Source organism: Luteibacter yeojuensis, from assembly GCF_000964085.1.
Classification (GTDB): Bacteria; Pseudomonadota; Gammaproteobacteria; order Xanthomonadales; family Rhodanobacteraceae; genus Luteibacter; species Luteibacter yeojuensis_A.
In genome coordinates this window covers 1-17,827 of the sequence record NZ_JZRB01000071.1, presented here as the reverse complement: position 1 = coordinate 17,827, position 17,827 = coordinate 1, and the positions used below count along the sequence as shown (strand labels likewise).

Here is a 17,827-nt window from a genome sequence, read left to right as displayed (position 1 = left end):
CACCGAAGCCGCCACCACCAAACCCGCCGCCCCCGCCAAAGCCGCCCCAGCCACCCCACCCGCCGCCACCGATGGAACGCCCGGCGCCGAGGGGGATGGCCATGAGCAGCGCGCCGGCCACCAGGCCGATGGCGCCGAAGAACAGCGAGTGCAGGAACAGGTAGCCAAGGCCGCCCGTGACCAGGCCACCGATGGGCATGCGCACGCCCAGCGGGGCGCGGCCAAGGATGCTGCGGAAGAACAACATGCCGAACAGGATGGGGATGAGGAAGTGCCCGCCCCCGCCACCGCGGCGCTCGCGGCCCTCGTCGGCATTGACCGGCGGCGGCAGTGCCTCGCCGTTGACGATCTGGGTGATGGCGTTCAGCGCCTCGGTGATGCCACCGTAGTAATCATCGGTGCGCAGCTTGGGCGCCATGTACTCGCGGATGATGCGCGAGGCAATGGCGTCGGGCAGCGCGCCCTCGAGGCCATAGCCCACCTCGATGCGCACGCGGCGGTCGTTCTTCGCCAGCAGCACCAGCACGCCATCGTCGGTGCCCTTGCGGCCGATCTTGTTGGCTTCGGCCACGTTGATCGAGTAGCTCTCGAGATCGTCCGGCTGGGTGGTGGGCACCATGAGCACCACCACCTGCGCGCCTTTCTGCTTCTCGAGGGCCAGCAGCCGCGCATCGAGCTGGTTGACCTGGTCGGCGCTGAGCGTGCCCGTCAGGTCGGTGACATGCCGGGTGAGCTTCGGGACGCTGGCCGCGTCATCCGCCAGCGCCGCCAGCGGCGGCACCAGCAGGGCGAACGCGAGCAGCAGCCGCGCCGCGAACCGGCGCATCAGTGGGCGGCCGAGGCAGCCGGCGCCGGGGCGCTGTTGAAGTCGACGGTGGGCGCCGTGGAGATGGCCTTCTCGTTCTCGACGCTGAAGTTCGGCTTCACCTGGTACCCCATGACCTTGGCCGTGAGGTTGTTGGGGAACGACCGGATGAGCGTGTTGTACGACTGCACGGCATCGACATAGCGCTTGCGGGCCACGGTGATGCGGTTCTCGGTACCCTCGAGCTGGGCCTGCAGGTCGCGGAACGAGCCGTCGGCCTTGAGTTGGGGGTAGTTCTCGCTGACCACCATGAGGCGCGACAGTGCGCCCGTGAGCTGGCCCTGGGCGGCCTGGAAATTGGCCAGGGCCTGCGGGTCGTTGGCGGTCTCGGGCGTGATCTGCACCTGGCCCACCTTGGCACGGGCGTTGGTGACCTCGGTGAGCACGCGTTCCTCGTGCTGCGCGTAGCCCTTCACGGTGTTGACGAGGTTGGGTACCAGGTCGGCGCGGCGCTGGTACTGGTTGAGCACCTCGGACCAGGCGGCCTTGACGGCCTCGTCCTCGCGCTGGATGGCGTTGTAACCGCAGCCGGACAGGACGCCGGCGAGCACGACGAGGGCGAAGGTACGGAGCAGTGTCTTCATGGCGGCGGTTTCCGTGGGGTATCCGCCGCAAAGGTAGCGCAAACAGCCGCCGCCGGGGGCTCAGAAATATCGTGGGATAAGGATGAGAGCCCAGCTGGCTACGACCATCACCATCATGAGGAAGACGGCGGCGGAGCCCATGTCCTTGGCCCGGCCGGCCAGCTCGTGGAACTCCGGGCTGACCTTGTCGACCACGGCCTCGATGGCCGAATTGAGCAGTTCGGTGGCCAGCACCAGCATGGGGAAGGTGATGAGGATGATCTTCTCGACGGCGCCGGCGCCCAGCCACAGGCCAAGCGGGATGACCACGATGGCATTGAACACCTCGAGGCGGAACGAGGCTTCGTACTGGTAGCAGGCCTTCAGGCCCTTCATGGACCACTGGAAGGCGGCGTAGATCTGCCGCGGGCCGCGGCTGACGTTCGATGCCATGGGGTTCAGCCCGCCTGGACGGGCAAAGGATGGTTGCGCTGCGTCATGGACGGCGGCCGGCGGGTAGGTCAAGGCCCGCTATGATGCCACAGGCGGGCCGGCCGCAAGCTTTTGGGGAACTTAGCGGCCCCTTGCGGTGTTTCGCCGCGCCCCTCTGGCGCTGCAACACAACCGGGCGGACCATTTGTATTACGCTTGAACGGTTGTGGCCCCGTTCAGGCTCACGACGATGGGAGCGGCCTTCGTGGCCGCTCGCTGTTTCAATGCGTCCGGAAATTACATGGCAATCCAGAACCCGCCCGTTTCACAGACCAAGTCGTTCAGCACGGTCTTCCTCATCGAGATGTGGGAGCGCTTCGGCTTCTACGGCATGCAGGTGCTGATGGTCACCTACATGGTGAAGAAGCTTGGCTTCGCCGAAGCCGATTCCAACCTGGTCTGGGGCGCCGCCGCGGCCCTCATCTACGCCACCCCCGCCATCGGCGGCTGGATCGGCGACAAGTTCCTCGGCACGCGCCGCACCATGCTCACCGGCGCCGTGGTGCTGATGATCGGTTACGCGATGCTCTGGGTGCCCACGAACAACGCGATCTTCCTGTACCTCGCCCTGGGCGTCATCGTCCTCGGCAACGGCCTGTTCAAGCCGAACGCCGGCAACCTCGTGCGCAAGATCTACGAGGGCGACGAAGTAAAGATCGATAGCGCCTTCACCATCTACTACATGGCGGTGAACGTCGGCTCGACCATCTCGATGCTGCTCACCCCGTGGATCCGCGACTACGTGGGCGAGCACTACGGCGACGCCCTTGGCTGGCATACCGCGTTCGGCGTCTGCTCCATCGGCCTCATCCTCGGCCTCATCAATTACTTCTTCATGCGCCACACGCTGGCGCACATCGGCTCCACGCCGGATGAAACCCGGCCGCCGGTGAAGAACGTCCTGGGCGTGCTGGTGGGTGGCCTGGCCATCATCGGCGTATCGGCGCTCATCCTGCAGAACCAGACCGTGGCGCAGTGGTGCGTCTACATCGCGGGCGTGGTCATCCTTGGCATTTTCGCGTACCTCATCCGCTCGGTGGAGCCCGGCGAGCGCGCCGGCCTCGTCGCCGCGCTGGTGCTGACGGTGCAGACCATCGCCTTCTTCATCTTCTACCAGCAGATGTCGACCTCGCTGAACCTGTTCGCGCAGCGTAATGTCGACCTCTCGTTCGATTTGTTCGGCATCCACCTGCTCACCTGGATCCCGGAGCAGTTCCAGTCGCTCAACGCGATCTGGATCGTGATCCTGTCGCCGATCCTCGTGTGGCTCTACAACACGCTTGGCAGGCACGGCAAGGATTTCTCCGTCGCGGCGAAGTTCGCGCTGGGTTTCGTCGCCGTGGCCGCGGGCTTCTTCATGTATGGCCTGGGCGCGCACAGCGCCGTCGACGGCAAGATCTCGTCCTGGTACATGGTGTGGGGCTACGGCGCCTACTCGCTGGGCGAGATCCTGGTCAGCGGCCTTGGCCTGGCCATGATCGCCCGCTACGTGCCGGCGCGCATGGGTGGCTTCATGATGGGCGCCTACTACGTGGCCGTTGGCGTGGCCCAGTACATGGGCAGCGTGGTGGCCAACTACGCCGCCATCCCCGACAACATCACCGATCCGCTGCAGTCGCTCCCGGTCTACACCAGCCTGTTCAACAAGCTGGGGTTCGTCGGCGTGGGTTGCACGGTCGTCGCGGTGCTCATGCTCCCGCTGATGCGCAAGCTTTCGCTCGACCACGCGTTGGCGGACGTGCAGCCGGTGCCGCCCGTGCACAACGAAGACTACTGACCCCGGCGGGGGCCGCCCGGCGCGGGCGGCCCCTCGCTTGACGAGACCATGAGCGACCACCTCCACAGCCCGTCCACCCGCTCCGGTCCATTCGTCCTGGCACGCACGCTGGCATGGCTGCGCCTGTGCGCCATCGCCGGCCAGAGCGTCGCCATCCTGTCCTGCGTCACGGTGCTGAAGCTCGACGTGCCCTTGCTGCCGTTGATGATCGGCGTGTGCGTGCTGGCCGTGTTCGCTGCGGGCGCGTCGTTCCGCCTTGGCATGCCGTGGAAGATCAGCGAGGGCGAGGCCATCGTCCACATCGCGTTCGATACGCTGGTGCTGGGCTACCTGCTGTATTTCACCGGCGGCGCCGCCAACCCCTTCGTCAGCCTGCTGCTCGTACCCATCGCGCTATCGGCGGCGGCGCTCTCCATCGTGGGCGTGGCGCTGGTGGCCATCCTCACCGGCGTGGCCTACGTGCTGCTGGTGCCTTACCACCTGCCCCTGCCCACGCTCGGCGACAAGGGCCTCGATTTCGACCTGTACGTGGCGGGCATGGGCGTGAACTTCGTCATCATGGCGATCCTGCTGGGCGTGTTCATCAGCAACCTGGCCAAGGCCATCCGCACGCAGCAGGGCGAGGTGCAACGCGTGCGCGAACGCGCCCTGCGCGATGAGGGCATCCTCGCCATCGCCACGCAAGCCGCGGGCGCCGCGCACGAGCTCAACACCCCGCTTTCCACCATGCGCACGCTGCTGCCTGAGATCCGCCGCGAACACGCGGGCGACAACGCGCTGGGCGATGACCTCGACCTGCTCGATGGCCAGGTGGAGCGTTGCCGCACCATCCTTCGCGAGATGGTGGCCTTCGGCAAGGCGCAGCTTTCCCAGGCACCGGAACAGGTGACCGTCGCCCAGTTCGTGCATGTGTGCATGGAGCGCTTCCAGCTGCTCCGCCCCGAGGCCGACGTGGCGCTCAGCGTGGAGCCCGGCACCGAACGCCTTGCCCTGCGCTCGCCGGCGGGCCTGCGCCATGCCGTCATCAACCTCCTCAACAATGCGGTCGACGCCTCATCGCTCAACGGCAGCGCCTACGTCGGCTTCGATGTGCGCGCCGACGGGCCCTGGCTCGTGCTCACCGTGACCGACGAGGGCCCGGGGTTCGACGAAGTGGACGACCTCGGCACCCTGGGCCTCTCCGACAAGGCCACGGGGCTGGGTATCGGCCTGGCCCTGGCCGAGGCCACCGCGGAACGCCTCGACGGCGAACTCGCCGCCAGCAACACCGGGCATGGCGCGCAGATGCGCCTACGCCTGCCCCTTTCGGTCATTGGAGACCACGCATGAACGATCTTGTCCCGCCCAGCGGCCGCCCCCTGCTCATCGTCGACGACGACGCGACGTTCGCCCGCGTGCTGGGCCGCGCGCTCAGCTCGCGTGGCTTCGAGGTGATCATCACCGACAACGTCGACGACGCGCGCGCCCTCACCCGCCGCCACCAGCCGCGGTACTGCGTGCTCGACCTGAAGCTCGGCGACGAGAATGGCCTGCGGCTGATCCCCGAGCTGCAATCGCTGGTGCCTGATATCCGCGTGCTGCTGCTCACCGGGTACGCCTCCATCGCCACGGCGGTCGAGGCGATCAAGCGCGGTGCGCACGATTACCTCGCCAAGCCGGTCGACGCCGACGCGGTGGTGCGCGCACTGCTCGACGGCGACGCCGGCCCGGCCGATGGCGATGATTTCGCCGACGCGCCGGATGCCCCGCTGCCGCTGCGCCGGCTGGAGTGGGAACACATCCAGCGCGTGCTCACGGAATGCGAGGGGAATATCTCGGAGACCGCGCGGCGGCTGGGGATGCATCGGCGCACGTTGCAGCGGAAGCTCAGCAAGCACCCGGTGCGCGAGCGGCCGGACGAGGGGTGACCATGACGACCGTGGCTCGTGCCATCGCGCGCAAGCGCGCTCCCACAGGGGCGGAACAACAGCCGCTGGGCCCCGTGGGAGCTGTGAGAGCTGTGGGAGCTGTGGGAGCGCGCTTGCGCGCGATGCTCTTCCTGACCACCCTGGCCACCCCCCTGGCCCACGCCCACGACATGGCCGCCATGGGCCACGAGGCCCCGCTCGGCTTCGACGCCGCGCTCGATGGCGCGGGCCACCTGTGGGTCGTCGATACGGTGGGCGAGCACGTGCGCGTGCGCCGCTCCGACGACATGGGCCGCGACTTCGCGCTTTCCACCATCGTGAACCCCACGGGCGAGCCCATCTACGCCGAGGGCGAGAACCGCCCGAAGATCGCGCTGGGCCCGAAGGGCGAGCTGTACGTGACGTGGTCGCAGCCGCGCAAGGCACCGTGGACGGGCTTCGTGCGTTTCTCGCGCTCGCTCGATGGCGGCGCGCATTTCGACGCGCCGAAGACCGTGCACAAGGACACCGCCGAGATCACCCATCGCTTCGACTCACTCGCGGTGGATGGCAAGGGCAACCTCGTCGTCGCCTGGATCGACAAGCGCGACCTCGAGGCGGCCACGAAAGCGCACACGCCGTACCTTGGCGCGGCCACCTACTACAGCTGGTCGACCGACCGCGGCGCCACGTTCGCGCCCGAGAGGAAGATCACCGACCAAAGCTGCGAGTGCTGCCGCATCGCGCTGGCGCGCACGCCGCAGGGTGGCATCGAGGCCTTCTTCCGCGCCATCTACGGCGACAATATCCGCGACCACGCCTACGCCAGCCTGCCGGTGGGTGGTTCGCCCACCGTCGAGCGCGCCACGTTCACACAGTGGCACATCGAAGGGTGCCCGCACCATGGGCCATCGCTGGCCATCGCCGCGGACGGTACCCAGCACGCGGTGTGGTTCAGCGCCGAAGGCGGCAAGCCGCATATCAGCTACGGCCAGCTGGTGCCGGGCAAGCCGCCCGTGCACGGTGTCGACGTGGCTGGCAACGGCGCCTCGCACGCGGACCTCGCCGTCGACGGCCGCCATGTATGGGTCGCCTGGCACCAGATGACGGCCGATGGCCTGCAGCTGATGCTGCGCGAGTCGACCGACGGCGGCGCCACCTTCGGCGAGCCACGCGCCATCGCGCATACCGACGGGCCATCGGGCTGGCCGAAGCTTGTGCTGCACGACCACCGTGCCTTCGTGGCATGGAACCCCGGCGGCCAGTTCCGCCTGGTGCCGACGGAGGCCTTGCAGTGAACCGGTGGCTGGCCCTCGCCCTGGTCGCCGCCGTATCGCCCACCTTCGCGGCTTCGCCGACGCCCTTGTCGTCCGCCGACGTGAAGGCACTGGTCGCCGCGCCGGCCACGGGCAGCAAGGTGCTGGCCCTGTGGTCGCTCGACTGCGCGTACTGCGAGGAAAACCTCGCCGCATTGCGTCGTTACCAGCGCCAGCACGCTGATGGCATCGAGCTTGTCTACGTCGCCACCGACCCGATGGCGCAGGCTCCCGCACTGGAAGCGCGCCTGGCCAGGGCGAAACTCGGCGACGTGCCGTCGCGCGCATACACCGATGCCACCCCCGATCGCCTCAACTTCCTCATCGACCCGACGTGGGGCGGCGAGACGCCACGCACCGTGGTGATCCACGCCGATGGGTCGCGCAAGACATATAGCGGTGCGCTTACGGCGGAGCGCATCGAGGCGCTCATCCACCTGTAGGAGCGCGCTTGCGCGCGACATCCTTTCGCCCAAACGCACCAGGGCCTGCTGCGCTATCGCGAAAGATGTCGCCGGCTAGCCGGCTCCTACGCAAAGCGCTCAGGCTTCGACGGGCTGCGGGTTCGGGAAGCGCACGCTGGCGACGCGGGACGCGCCGGGGAGCGCGCGCAGTTCGAGCGGCCATTGGAACCGATCGGAAAGACGCCGGGCGATGGCAAGGTCGAACCCGTGGCGGTCCACCGACGCATGCCTGCGGCTGCCCGGGTCGGGCGCGTCCACCGCCGGGTTGATGACGCTGACGCTGCCGGGCATCACGGTGACCACGATGGTGCCCTGGTCGGTCTGTTGCAGGGCGTGGCGGATCAGCTGCCCGCATAGCACGGCGAAAACGCGCGGCGACGCATGCAGCGCGAAGGCCGACGGCTCATCCAGGATGAGTTCGACCGGCCGCCCGGCGATCAGCTCGCGGGCGTAATCCACTTCCTGCCGCAGCACCTTGTTGACGATGAAATCCTCTTCGGCCAGCCCCTGGTCGGATTCGCGCGAGAGGATGAGGAACGCCTCGACCAGCGATTCGAGCTCGCGGGTGGAACGGCGTATGCGCTCCAGCGAGCGGTGGCCGAATTCGGAGAGGTCGGCTTCATCGGCCAGCATGTCGGAGGACATCTTGATGACGGTGAGCGGGCTGCGCAGCTCGTGGCTGGCGTCGCGGGTGAAGTTGCGCTCGCGCTCGCCGAAGCCCTCGACGCGCGACGCGAGGCCGTGCAGGCCACGCACCAGCGCCACGACGTCGTTGTCGCCGCCCTTGCCCCGCTCCACTTCCAGGCCTTCCATGTCGGGGTGGTCGGGGTCCCAGCCGCTGAGCAGCCTGGCCAGCGCGGCGATGGGCAGCCACGCGCGCGACACCGCCAGCCAGGACAGGCCGCCGGAACACAACATGATCGCCAGCACCGCGCCGATGGGCGCGACGTTATAGGCGGCCATCACCGAAGCGATGACCACCACCAGCGTCTGGAGGCCGAAGACCATGGCGATGCGGGCGCGGAATGATCCGCGCCAGCGCTGCCGTGTCCCCTGCGATGACCTGCCTTCCATCGGTTACTTCCGGCCCCGCACCTTTTTCATGCCGTCTGGGAGGCGGCAACCTCGGAGTCGAGGTCGGCCAGGCGGTAGCCCGCCGAGTGGATGGTGTGGAGCAGCGGCCGGTCGAACGGCTTGTCGATGACGCGGCGCAGGTTGTAAAGATGCGAGCGGAGCGTATCCGAATCGGGAAGCGTATCGCCCCAGATCTCGCGTTCGATGTCGCGGCGGCTGACCACGCGCGGCGATTCGCGCATGAGGATGGCGAGCAGCTTCAGGCCAATGGGCGAAACGGTGAGCTCCTGCCCACCGCGGGTGAGGCGCAGGGTAGCCGTGTCGAGGGTCATGTCGCCCACGGTCAGCACCTCGGAAGACACCTGGCGGCGGTCGCGGCGGATGAGGGCGCGCAGGCGGGCTTCGAGTTCGCGCACTTCGAACGGCTTGACGAGGTAGTCGTCGGCGCCGGCCTCGAGGCCGACCAGCTTGTCCTCGAGGGTGTCGCGCGCCGTGAGCATGAGCACCGGCGTGGACTTCTTGCCGTCCTTGCGCAGCTTGCGGCACACGTCGAGGCCATCCATGCCCGGCAGCATGAGGTCGAGCACGATCACGTCGTAACTATTTGACACGGCAAGGTGCAGGCCGCTGACGCCATCGGCTGCGTAGTCGACGGAGTAGCCCCGGCGCTCAAGGAATTCGCCCACCATCTCGGCAATCTGACGGTTGTCCTCGACGAGGAGGATCAGGCCTGCTTGTTCGTCGCGGTTGCTCATCGCTCCACTCTCCTTCTCGTGATTCACAAATGTGAAGAGTTAACGGCCGGACCGGTGAGAACAGCGTGAAGACCGAAAACAGGTATTCATTCTGGGTAGGCGAACGTGCACGTTTCGTCGTTTACATCAACAAAGGCGAAAGCGCTTTCCACACATTGTCGGCCACGCGAGGCTCGCCCGCGGCCTTGGGATGCAGGCCGTCATCCTGCATCAGCGCGGGGTCGAGGGCCACGCCATCGAGCAGGAACGGCACCAGCGCCACGCCATGCTTCGCCGCGGCGTCGGCATACACCTTGCGCAGGCCATCCCGGTATTGGGGCCCGTAGTTCACCGGCAACTCGATGCCCAGCAACAGCACCCGGGCCCCGGCGCCCTTCGCGGCCGTGACCATCGCGTCGAGGTTCTCGGCCAGCTTGCCCAGCGGCAGCCCCTGAAGGCCATCGTTCGCGCCCAGTTCGATCACCACCACGCCCGGTTTTTCCTTGCCCAACAAGGCCGGCAGGCGGTTCCGGCCGCTCAGCGAGGTTTCGCCACTGATGCTGGCATTGACCATCGTCCATGGCGTCGCCATCTTCGAAGTGCGCGCGTCCAGCAGACGCACCCAGCCGGCCTCCACCGGGATGTTGTGCGCCGCCGACAATGAGTCCCCGAGCACCAGCACCTTGCGCGGCGCACCCGCCGCGTGGGCGGTGGCGCAGCAAACCATGAGCAGCAACAGGACCAGGCAACGACGCATGAGCGATTCTTCCCGTGTTCTTCTTGAAGTGGCCGATGTTAGCAAGTCGGTTTTCGGGCCGGAGGGCCAGCTGGATATCCTGTCGGGCGTGAACCTGGCGGTGGCCGCGGGCGAAAGTTTCGCCATCGTCGGTGCGTCCGGCTCGGGCAAGACCACCCTGCTGGGGCTGCTTGCCGGTCTGGACGTGCCCACGACGGGCTCCATCCGCATCGATGGCCAGCCACTGGAGGGCATGGATGAAGAGGCCCGTGCCGCCGTCCGCCGCCGCCTGGTCGGCTTCGTGTTCCAGTCGTTCCACCTGCTCCCCGCGCTGACCGCCGAGGAGAACGTCATGCTGCCGCTGGAGCTGGAGGGCGACGACAACGCCCGCGACAAGTCGCATGCCGCCCTCGAGGCCGTCGGCCTGGCCGCGCGCCGCCGCCATTACCCCGCCCAGCTTTCCGGTGGCGAACAGCAGCGCGTGGCCCTGGCGCGCGCCTTCGTCCACCGCCCGCGGATCCTCTTCGCCGACGAGCCCACCGGCAACCTCGACCAGCACACGGGCGAGCACGTGGGCGACCTGCTGTTCGAGATGAACCGGCAGCACCACACCACGCTCATCCTGGTCACGCACGATCCGCGCCTGGCCGCGCGCTGCGCCCGCCAGGCCGAGCTGCGCGAGGGCCGGCTCGGGGTGCCCGCGTGAACGTCGCGCGGCTGGCCCTGCGCACGCTGCGCCGCGAATGGCACCTGGTCGAACTACGCACGCTGGCGGCCTCGCTGGTGCTTGCCGTGGTGGCGCTCGGTGTCGTCGCCACGCTGTCGACGCGGATTGAACGCGGCATCCTGGCCAGCGCCGCGGAGCTGATCGGTGGCGACGTGGGCGTCTCGGCGCCCGCGCCGTTGCCCGATGCCATGGTGGCCTCGGCCCGCGCCGACGGCCTCGCCCAGACCCGGGGCGCGCAGTTTCGCAGCGTGGCGTTCGTGGGCGAACGCAGCCAGCTCCTGGATGTGCTGGCCACGGACAACGCGTACCCCCTGCGCGGCACGCTCGAGGTGGCGGGCGCCGACGGGCGCGGCCGTGTGGCCCACGGGCCGCCCCGCGGCCAGGTGTTCCTGGACCACCGCGCCATGGTCGGCCTGGGGATCCGCCCCGGCCAGCGCGTACAGATCGGTGGGCAGGATCTTGTCGCCGCCGCCGAGCTCGTGCGCCAGCCCGATGGCGGCGAACTGTTCGCCCTCGCGCCACGTGCCCTCATGAACCTCGACGACGCCAACGCCGCCGGCCTGCTCGGCGTCGGCAGCCGCGCACGGCACCGCCTGCTGGTGTCGGGCCCCCCGTCGGCGGTGGCCACCTGGCGCAGCCGCATCGAAGACAACCCGCTGCCCGCAGGCGCTGACCTCATCACGCCGGAGAAGATGCAGGAACGCATGCGCAACGCGTTCGACCGTGCCAGCGCGTTCCTGCGCCTCACGGCCCTCCTCTCGGCGCTGCTCTCCGGCGTGGCGATCGCCCTGGCGTCCGCGCGCTATGCGCGGCGCAAGGCAGGCGAAGTGGCCTTGCTGCGCGCGCTGGGCACGCCGCGCCGCAAGATCGCCTCGCTGCTCGTCATGACGCTCGCCGCACTGGCGCTGCCCGCGGCGCTGCTTGGCGTGGTGATCGCGCTCGGCCTGACCGAGGGCGCGTGGTACTTCGCGCGCCAGCTGTTCGACAATATCCCCACCACCCTCCCCTTCGCGCCGGCGTTCGCCGCGGCGGCCATGGGCCTGGCCGTGCTCGCCGGCTTCGCGCTGCCACCGCTGGTACGCCTGGCCGAAGTGCCGCCCGTCGCGGTATTCCGCGAATCGATGCAGCGCCGCCTGCGCCGCTTCGACGCGCTGTACCTCGTGCCCATCGCCACCGCCATCGGGCTGCTGTGGTTGCAGAGCGACTCGGCCAAGCTGGCGGGGATCCTCGCGGCCAGCCTGGGTGGTGTCGCGGCGGTGGCCGCGCTGCTCGCCGCCCTGCTTCTTGTGGTCGCGCGCCGCGTCGCGCCGGGTGCGCACCCGGCCCTGCGGCTGGGCCTCGCCGCGCTGGCGCGGCGCCGCGGGTTATCGCTGGTGCAGGCCACCGCGTTGTCGCTCGGCCTGTGCGCGCTGTTGCTGCTCGCCGTCATCGCCCCGTCGCTGCTCGAGGGCTGGCGCCGCGAGCTGCCTGCCGACACGCCGAACTGGTTCGCGCTGAACCTGCAGGAAGACCAGCGCGATGCGTTCGCGCAGCAGCTGCAGCGCATCGGTGCGTCGAAGACCAACATGATGCCGCTGGCCGTGGGCAAGCTTGCCGCCGTGAACGGAACGCCCGTCGACAAGTTGCCCTTCCTCGAAGGCGACGACGCGCGCAACGCCGCGGACCAGCAGCTGCGCCTGTCGTGGGCCGCCGACCTGCCGCCCGCCAACGAGATCGTCGAGGGCCAGTGGGCCGGTGCCTCGCCGCGGCAGGCCGAGGTATCCGTCGACACCTCGTGGCGCGATCGCTTCCACCTGAAGTTGGGTGACACATTGCGCTTCGAGGTGGGCGAAGGGGCGCTCGACGCGAAGGTCACCAGCGTGCGCAAGGTGGACTGGACCTCGTTCCGCGTGAACTTCTTCCTGATGGTGGATCCGGCGCACGCCGGCGATATCCCGCACACCTGGCTCACCAGCTTCTACCTGCCGCGCGGCCACGGCGACCAGCTGTCGAAGCTGTCGCGCGACTACGGCAACCTCAGCCTCATCGACGTGGATGCCCTGCTCGATCGCGTCCGCGAGATCGTCGACCGCGTGGGCGGGGCCGTGCGCTGGGTGCTCGGTTTCAGCCTGCTCGCCGGCGCGCTGGTGCTTACCGCCGCGCTCGCGGCCAGCGCGCAGGAGCGCCGCAAGGAGGCCGCGCTGCTGCGCACGCTCGGTGCCACGCGAACGCAACTGCGCGCCGCGGCGGCATGCGAGTTCGCCCTGCTCGGCCTCGTCGCGGGCCTTACCGCCGCGCTGGGCGCGGCGGGCGCGGGCTTCTGGCTGGGCAAGGCCGTGTTCCGGCTCGAGGCGTTCGTCCCGCCGTTGTGGCCGCTGGTGGGCGCCGCGGCGCTCGCCGGTTTCGTGGTGATGCTGATCGGCCTGTTTGGCACGCGGCGCGTGCTGCGTACCTCGCCGATGGCGCTGCTGCGCGAGGGTTAGTCGGCGATGTGCATCTCGAGGGCCATGACGATGGCTTCCTCGCGGCCGCCCTTCGCCGGGTAGTAGGCGGGGCGGCGGCCGATCTCGATGAAGCCCATCGACGCGTACAGCGCATGCGCCACCGGGTTCGACGGGCGCACTTCAAGGAAGATGCGCTCCGCGCCGTACCAGCGCGCCAGGTCGACGAGGCGGCGCATCATGCGCCGGCCGTAGCCAAGGCCGCGGTGGTCGTTGCCGATGCACACGTTGAGCACGTGCGCCTCGCCCGCTGCCACCGACAGGATGCCGTAGCCGGCGATGGCGCCCTCGTGCACGATGACCCAGCAGTTGTGCCCCGCCTGCAGGCAATCACGGAAGATGCCGGCACTCCAGGGGAAATCGTACGACGCGTGCTCGATGGCCACGACGGCGTCGAGGTCCTCGCGCCGCATGGCGCGCACTTCGGTGGACGGGCGGGCCACGGCCACCATGGGTCAGCCCCGGCCCAGCGACCGGCCCAGGGCGCGCAGGCCGCTCCACAACCGGCGCTTGGCGGCGGGGTCGGCGAGCAAGGCGGCCGGTGCATCGACGAGGACGATCTGTGCGGCGGCCATGACGGCGGCCGGCAGTTCGTGGCCCAGCGCGCGCGCCTGCGCCTCGCCGAACACGAGGTAATGGGCGGCGACGGGCACGTGGCCAAGGCCGCGCTCGCCGGCCTCGAGCCGTGCGGCGCGCCCCATCACGGGGCCGAACGCACGCAGCGCGCGGCCAACCAGCTCGTGTTCGCGTGCGGAGGCACCCGCGGGCAGCACCACGACGCAAGGCACGCGGTCGCCCGGCGGTGCGTCGTTGACCGCCGCGCCAGCGCCCTCGACGCCCCCGGCGCTACCGCCGCGCAGGCGCCACGGGGTAACCCCCATGACCCTGAGCAGCCGTTCGCGATGCGCGGGCGAGGCGGCGCGCGGCATGGTCATTCCACCGGGCGTGCGTGGCGGCGCACGCGGCGGCGGTGCGTGGCGCGGCCCCACAGGGTCATGACCGGGCCCGAGACAACATAGACGAGGGTGCCGATGAACAGGACGCGCGGTGGGTCGATGACGAGCAGCACCACGACGAGCACGGCGGCGATGAGCCAGATGAACGGCACGCGATCGCTCTTGGGCCATGCCTTGAAGCTGTAGTAGCGCACGTTGCTGACCATGAGCAGGCCGGCGATGACCGCCAGGGGCATGGCGAAGAACGCCACCGACGGGCCGTCGATGTCGAAGCGCGTCATCGTCCACACGAACGACATGCACAGCACCGCGGCGGCCGGGCTGGCCAGGCCCTGGAAATAGCGCTTATCGGCCACGCCCACCTGGGTGTTGAAGCGGGCAAGGCGCAGCGCGGCGCAGACGGCGTAGATGAAGGCGGCGGCCCAACCGATCTTGCCCCATACGCGGCCGTAATCGGCCAGCGAGGACAGCGACCACGTGTACATGACGAGCGCGGGCGCCAGGCCGAAGCTGACGAGGTCGGAGAGCGAATCGTATTGAACGCCGAATTCGCTCTGCGTGTTGGTGAGGCGCGCGACGCGGCCGTCCATGCCGTCGAGGATGCCGGCCACGAACACCGCCAGCGCGGCGGTGCCGAAATTGCCATGGATGGCGGACACGATGGCGTAGAAACCGGCGAACATGGCGCCAGTGGTGAACAGGTTCGGCAGGAGGTAGATACCGCGATGGCGGGGCCCCCGGGCTTGGATCGGATCGCTCATCGGTTCATTCATCACTTGGGCCCCCAGTCTAGCCCAGCCGCCGCGACGAGTCAGTGCGGGCACGACGGGCACGAAGCGCGACGTGGTCGCTTGCGCGGCCCGGGGGCGGGTGATAGATGTGTCGCCCATCCAACCCTGCCTGGAACGCCCGCATGCGCCGCCGACTCGCCCTGATCCTGCTCGTTGCCGCCTGCCCGCTGGCGTTCGCCCAGGCCTACAAGTGGAAGGATGCCCAGGGCGTCACCCACTACTCCGATTCGCCGCCCCCGGGCAGCGCCGGCAAGGTCGAGAAGATCCAGATGAAGGGCGGGGTTTCCGCGCCGGCTTCTTCCGGCTCGGCGCCCGCCCCGGCCCGCGCCAGCACGGCCGGCAACCCGCCACCCGGCACCCCCGTGGCCGACAACCCCGCCAACCGCGCGCAGCTTTGCTCGCAGCTGCGCAAGAACCTCGACGTGCTGCAGAAAGAGGCGGTCGTCTCCATGGATGACGGCAAGGGCGGGGCCAAGCAGCTCGACGCCGCCGGCCGCCAGCGCCAGGTCGAGACCACGCAGGCGCAGATGACGCTCTACTGCAAGTCGTAACGGGCCTATAATCGGGGTTTTCCCCGACGATCACGCCCGATGCGCCTTAGCCAGTACCACCTCGCCACCGTCAAGGAAGTTCCCGCCGACGCCGACATCGCCAGCCAGCAGCTCATGCTGCGCGCTGGCATGATCCGCAAGCTCGCCTCGGGCCTGTACACGTGGTCGCCGCTGGGCCTGCGCGTGCTGCGCAAGGTCGAGGCCGTGGTGCGCGAGGAAATGGTCCGCGCGGGCGCCATCGAGGTACTGATGCCCTCCGTGCAGCCGCGCGACCTGTGGGAAGAAACCGGCCGCTGGGAAAAATTCGGCGGCCAGCTGCTGAAAATGAAAGACCGCAAGGAGCAGGAGTTCTGCTACGGCCCCACGCACGAGGAGGTCATCACCGATTTCGCGCGCAACGAGCTGAAAAGCTATAAGCAGCTGCCGCTCAACTTCTTCCAGATCCAGACCAAGTTCCGCGACGAGATCCGCCCGCGCTTCGGCGTCATGCGCGCGCGCGAGTTCCTCATGAAGGATGCCTACTCGTTCCACCTCACCCCGGAATCGCTCGGCGAAACCTACCGGGTGATGTACGACGCCTATAGCCGCATCTTCACCCGCCTGGGCCTCGATTTCCGCGCGGTCGACGCCGATACCGGCGCCATCGGCGGCAGCGCCAGCCACGAGTTCCAGGTGCTGGCCGAGTCCGGCGAAGACCTCATCGCGTTCAGCGATGCCTCGCCGTTCGCGGCCAACATCGAGAAGGCCGAGGCGGTGGCACCGGCCATCGAGCGGCCTGCCCCGTCGGCCACGCTGCAGCGTGTCGATACGCCCACGCAGCGCACCATCGACGAGGTATCCGCCTTCCTCGGCGTGCCCGCCGCACAGGCGGTCAAGACCATCCTGGTCAAGGGAACCGAAGGCGTCGTGGCGCTGTGCCTGCGTGGCGACCACGAGATCAACGAGGTCAAGGTCTCGCACCTTGCGGAAATCCCTGGCGAGCCCGAGCTGGCAACCGAGGAAGAGATCCTCGCCGCCACCGGCACCCGCCCCGGCTTCATCGGGCCGGTGGGCCTGCCCGCGGGTATCCCGGTCATCGTCGACCGCAGCGCCGCCGTGCTGGCCGACTTCGTGTGCGGTGGCAACCAGGATGGCACGCACTACACCGGCGCCAACTGGGGCCGCGATGCCACCATCACCCGCGTCGAAGACATCCGCAAGGTGGTGGAGGGCGATGCCTCGCCCGATGGCAAGGGCACCCTGCGCCTGGCGCGCGGCATCGAGGTCGGCCACATCTTCCAGCTCGGCCAGAAGTACGCCGAGGCCATGGGCGCCGGCGTCCTCGACGACCAGGGCAAGATGCGCACCATGTTCATGGGTTGCTACGGCGTTGGCGTCAGCCGCATCGTGGCCGCCGCCATCGAACAGCGCCACGACGCCAACGGCATGGTCTGGACCGATACCATGGCACCGTGGCGCGTGGCGGTGTGCATCATCAACCCGAAGAACGACGCCGCGGTGGCCGAGGCCGCCGAGTCGCTGTACGCGGCGTTGCGCGATGCCGGCATCGACGCGGTGCTGGACGACCGCGGCCTGCGCCCCGGCCCGATGTTCGCCGACATGGAGCTGATCGGTATCCCGCACCGCGTGGTGGTCAGCGGCCGCGGCCTCGAGGCCGGCACGTTCGAGTACCGGGCCCGCACCGATGCCGAGGCGCGCAATGTCTCCCGCGACGAACTGATGGCGCTGCTGCAGGCATAACGCCCCGCCGCCTACCCTTGTGGGAGCCAGCTTGCTGGCGATGCCTCAGAAAGAACCCGGCTACCCGCCGGGTTCTTTTATGGTTCTTTACGCATGACCGTGGGACGCTGCGTGGGTGCATCGGTTCATTCGCTATCGCGAATGCATGTCTTGAGCGGCTTGCGCCGCCTTGGGCTTGCAGGGTGTCGCGAGTCGGGGGCGGGCAGGCCCTTGGCGCCGCCAGTCGCGGACCTGCGGACCGGGCCGTAGCGACTTTCTCGCGATAACCGTTGCGCATGGCGGCCCTCCGCTCATGTCGGCCCCAAGGGCCTGCCCGCCCCCGAACCGATGCGCACAGTTTTTCGTGTGGCACAAGCCAGTGCCTCATGGCGAAACGCTCGCCCAGCCGCCCGGTGCGCCCCGCGTAAAGAGACATGCTGGCTCGACGGAGCACGCCCGTGAATCGTGCGCGCGCCGCGATCGGTTGAGCCCGTGCAGGCTTCCGTTGACGCCGTGGCTGTCACCTTTGCGCTTGTACGTATCGCAAGGAACGGCTCGCCTCAGGCCCCGCTTTTGCTGCACGAACCGCAACGTGTGGACTCGGTGGCGGGTGGGCCCCTGGAGCCGACATGAGCGGAGGGCCGCGCGACGTCAGGTCGTGGCGATTACGGAGCTACGGCCCGGTCCGAAGGTCCG

The 17,827-nt window shown here is 68.9% G+C and carries 18 protein-coding genes; 9 read left to right on the top strand and 9 right to left on the bottom strand.

Going from position 1 to position 17,827, the window contains the following annotated elements; all coding sequences use genetic code 11:
• The 3 genes from VI08_RS19675 to VI08_RS19665 all read right to left on the bottom strand — a co-directional run.
• Positions 1-826: TPM domain-containing protein (locus tag VI08_RS19675; protein ID WP_045831341.1), on the bottom strand; the 826-nt coding region annotated here is incomplete at its 3' end.
• Complete coding sequence (locus tag VI08_RS19670) at positions 826-1,449, bottom strand: LemA family protein (RefSeq protein WP_045831340.1); 624 nt, start codon at positions 1,447-1,449, stop codon at positions 826-828. The genes VI08_RS19675 and VI08_RS19670, both read right to left, overlap by 1 nt.
• 60 nt (positions 1,450-1,509) lie before the next feature.
• Positions 1,510-1,881 carry a diacylglycerol kinase gene (locus VI08_RS19665; RefSeq protein WP_045831339.1) on the bottom strand — a complete coding sequence of 124 codons (372 nt, stop codon included), beginning with the start codon at positions 1,879-1,881 and terminating at the stop codon, positions 1,510-1,512.
• Between the two features lie 280 nt (positions 1,882-2,161).
• Here VI08_RS19665 and VI08_RS19660 point away from each other — a divergent pair, with 280 nt between their 5' ends.
• From VI08_RS19660 to VI08_RS19640, 5 genes are all read left to right on the top strand, one after another.
• Complete coding sequence (locus VI08_RS19660) at positions 2,162-3,697, top strand: peptide MFS transporter (RefSeq protein ID WP_045831338.1); 1,536 nt, start codon at positions 2,162-2,164, stop codon at positions 3,695-3,697.
• A 48-nt stretch (positions 3,698-3,745) separates the two neighbouring features.
• Positions 3,746-5,026: an ATP-binding protein gene (locus tag VI08_RS19655; RefSeq protein ID WP_045831337.1), complete on the top strand. Its 1,281-nt coding sequence runs from the start codon at positions 3,746-3,748 to the stop codon at positions 5,024-5,026.
• Entirely contained in the window at positions 5,023-5,604 is a 582-nt protein-coding gene (locus tag VI08_RS19650; protein ID WP_045831336.1) for a response regulator transcription factor, read from the top strand. The genes VI08_RS19655 and VI08_RS19650 overlap by 4 nt, the downstream gene beginning before the upstream one ends.
• A 122-nt stretch (positions 5,605-5,726) precedes the next feature.
• The gene (locus tag VI08_RS19645) at positions 5,727-6,881 is read left to right on the top strand and encodes an exo-alpha-sialidase (protein WP_157130528.1); all 1,155 of its coding nucleotides are present in this window, start codon (positions 5,727-5,729) and stop codon (positions 6,879-6,881) included.
• Positions 6,878-7,342, top strand: coding sequence for a hypothetical protein (locus tag VI08_RS19640; protein WP_045831334.1), 465 nt, complete (start codon positions 6,878-6,880; stop codon positions 7,340-7,342). The genes VI08_RS19645 and VI08_RS19640 overlap by 4 nt, the downstream gene beginning before the upstream one ends.
• Before the next feature lie 99 nt (positions 7,343-7,441).
• Here the strand turns inward: VI08_RS19640 and VI08_RS19635 are convergent, their stop codons facing one another.
• The 3 genes from VI08_RS19635 to VI08_RS19625 form a co-directional block, all read right to left on the bottom strand.
• Positions 7,442-8,371, bottom strand: a complete 930-nt coding sequence (locus VI08_RS19635; RefSeq protein ID WP_232309604.1) for a sensor histidine kinase — start codon at positions 8,369-8,371, stop codon at positions 7,442-7,444.
• A gap of 92 nt (positions 8,372-8,463) precedes the next feature.
• The gene (locus tag VI08_RS19630) at positions 8,464-9,192 is read right to left on the bottom strand and encodes a response regulator transcription factor (RefSeq protein WP_045831332.1); all 729 of its coding nucleotides are present in this window, start codon (positions 9,190-9,192) and stop codon (positions 8,464-8,466) included.
• A gap of 121 nt (positions 9,193-9,313) precedes the next feature.
• Positions 9,314-9,928: an arylesterase gene (locus tag VI08_RS19625; protein WP_045831331.1), complete on the bottom strand. Its 615-nt coding sequence runs from the start codon at positions 9,926-9,928 to the stop codon at positions 9,314-9,316.
• On the opposite strand from VI08_RS19625, the gene VI08_RS19620 reads away from it, so the two are divergent.
• Entirely contained in the window at positions 9,927-10,613 is a 687-nt protein-coding gene (locus VI08_RS19620; protein WP_045831330.1) for an ABC transporter ATP-binding protein, read from the top strand. The genes VI08_RS19625 and VI08_RS19620 overlap by 2 nt on opposite strands.
• Positions 10,610-13,096 carry an ABC transporter permease gene (locus VI08_RS19615; protein WP_045831329.1) on the top strand — a complete coding sequence of 829 codons (2,487 nt, stop codon included), beginning with the start codon at positions 10,610-10,612 and terminating at the stop codon, positions 13,094-13,096. The genes VI08_RS19620 and VI08_RS19615 overlap by 4 nt, the downstream gene beginning before the upstream one ends.
• Here VI08_RS19615 and rimI read toward each other — a convergent pair.
• From rimI to pssA, 3 genes are read right to left on the bottom strand one after another with little or no spacing between them, the layout of a single operon-like run.
• Complete coding sequence (gene rimI, locus VI08_RS19610; protein ID WP_045831328.1) at positions 13,093-13,566, bottom strand: ribosomal protein S18-alanine N-acetyltransferase; 474 nt, start codon at positions 13,564-13,566, stop codon at positions 13,093-13,095. The genes VI08_RS19615 and rimI overlap by 4 nt on opposite strands.
• Positions 13,567-13,569: 3 nt before the next feature.
• Complete coding sequence (locus tag VI08_RS19605; protein ID WP_045831327.1) at positions 13,570-14,049, bottom strand: hypothetical protein; 480 nt, start codon at positions 14,047-14,049, stop codon at positions 13,570-13,572.
• The gene (gene pssA / locus VI08_RS19600; protein ID WP_045831326.1) at positions 14,046-14,831 is read right to left on the bottom strand and encodes a CDP-diacylglycerol--serine O-phosphatidyltransferase; all 786 of its coding nucleotides are present in this window, start codon (positions 14,829-14,831) and stop codon (positions 14,046-14,048) included. Before pssA ends, VI08_RS19605 begins: the two co-directional genes overlap by 4 nt.
• A 152-nt stretch (positions 14,832-14,983) precedes the next feature.
• Here pssA and VI08_RS19595 point away from each other — a divergent pair, with 152 nt between their 5' ends.
• Together VI08_RS19595 and VI08_RS19590 are read left to right on the top strand one after the other, a co-directional pair.
• Positions 14,984-15,412: a DUF4124 domain-containing protein gene (locus tag VI08_RS19595; RefSeq protein ID WP_045831325.1), complete on the top strand. Its 429-nt coding sequence runs from the start codon at positions 14,984-14,986 to the stop codon at positions 15,410-15,412.
• 39 nt (positions 15,413-15,451) lie between these two features.
• Positions 15,452-17,152, top strand: coding sequence for a proline--tRNA ligase (locus VI08_RS19590; RefSeq protein ID WP_045831324.1), 1,701 nt, complete (start codon positions 15,452-15,454; stop codon positions 17,150-17,152).
• Positions 17,153-17,827: the final 675 nt, after the last annotated feature.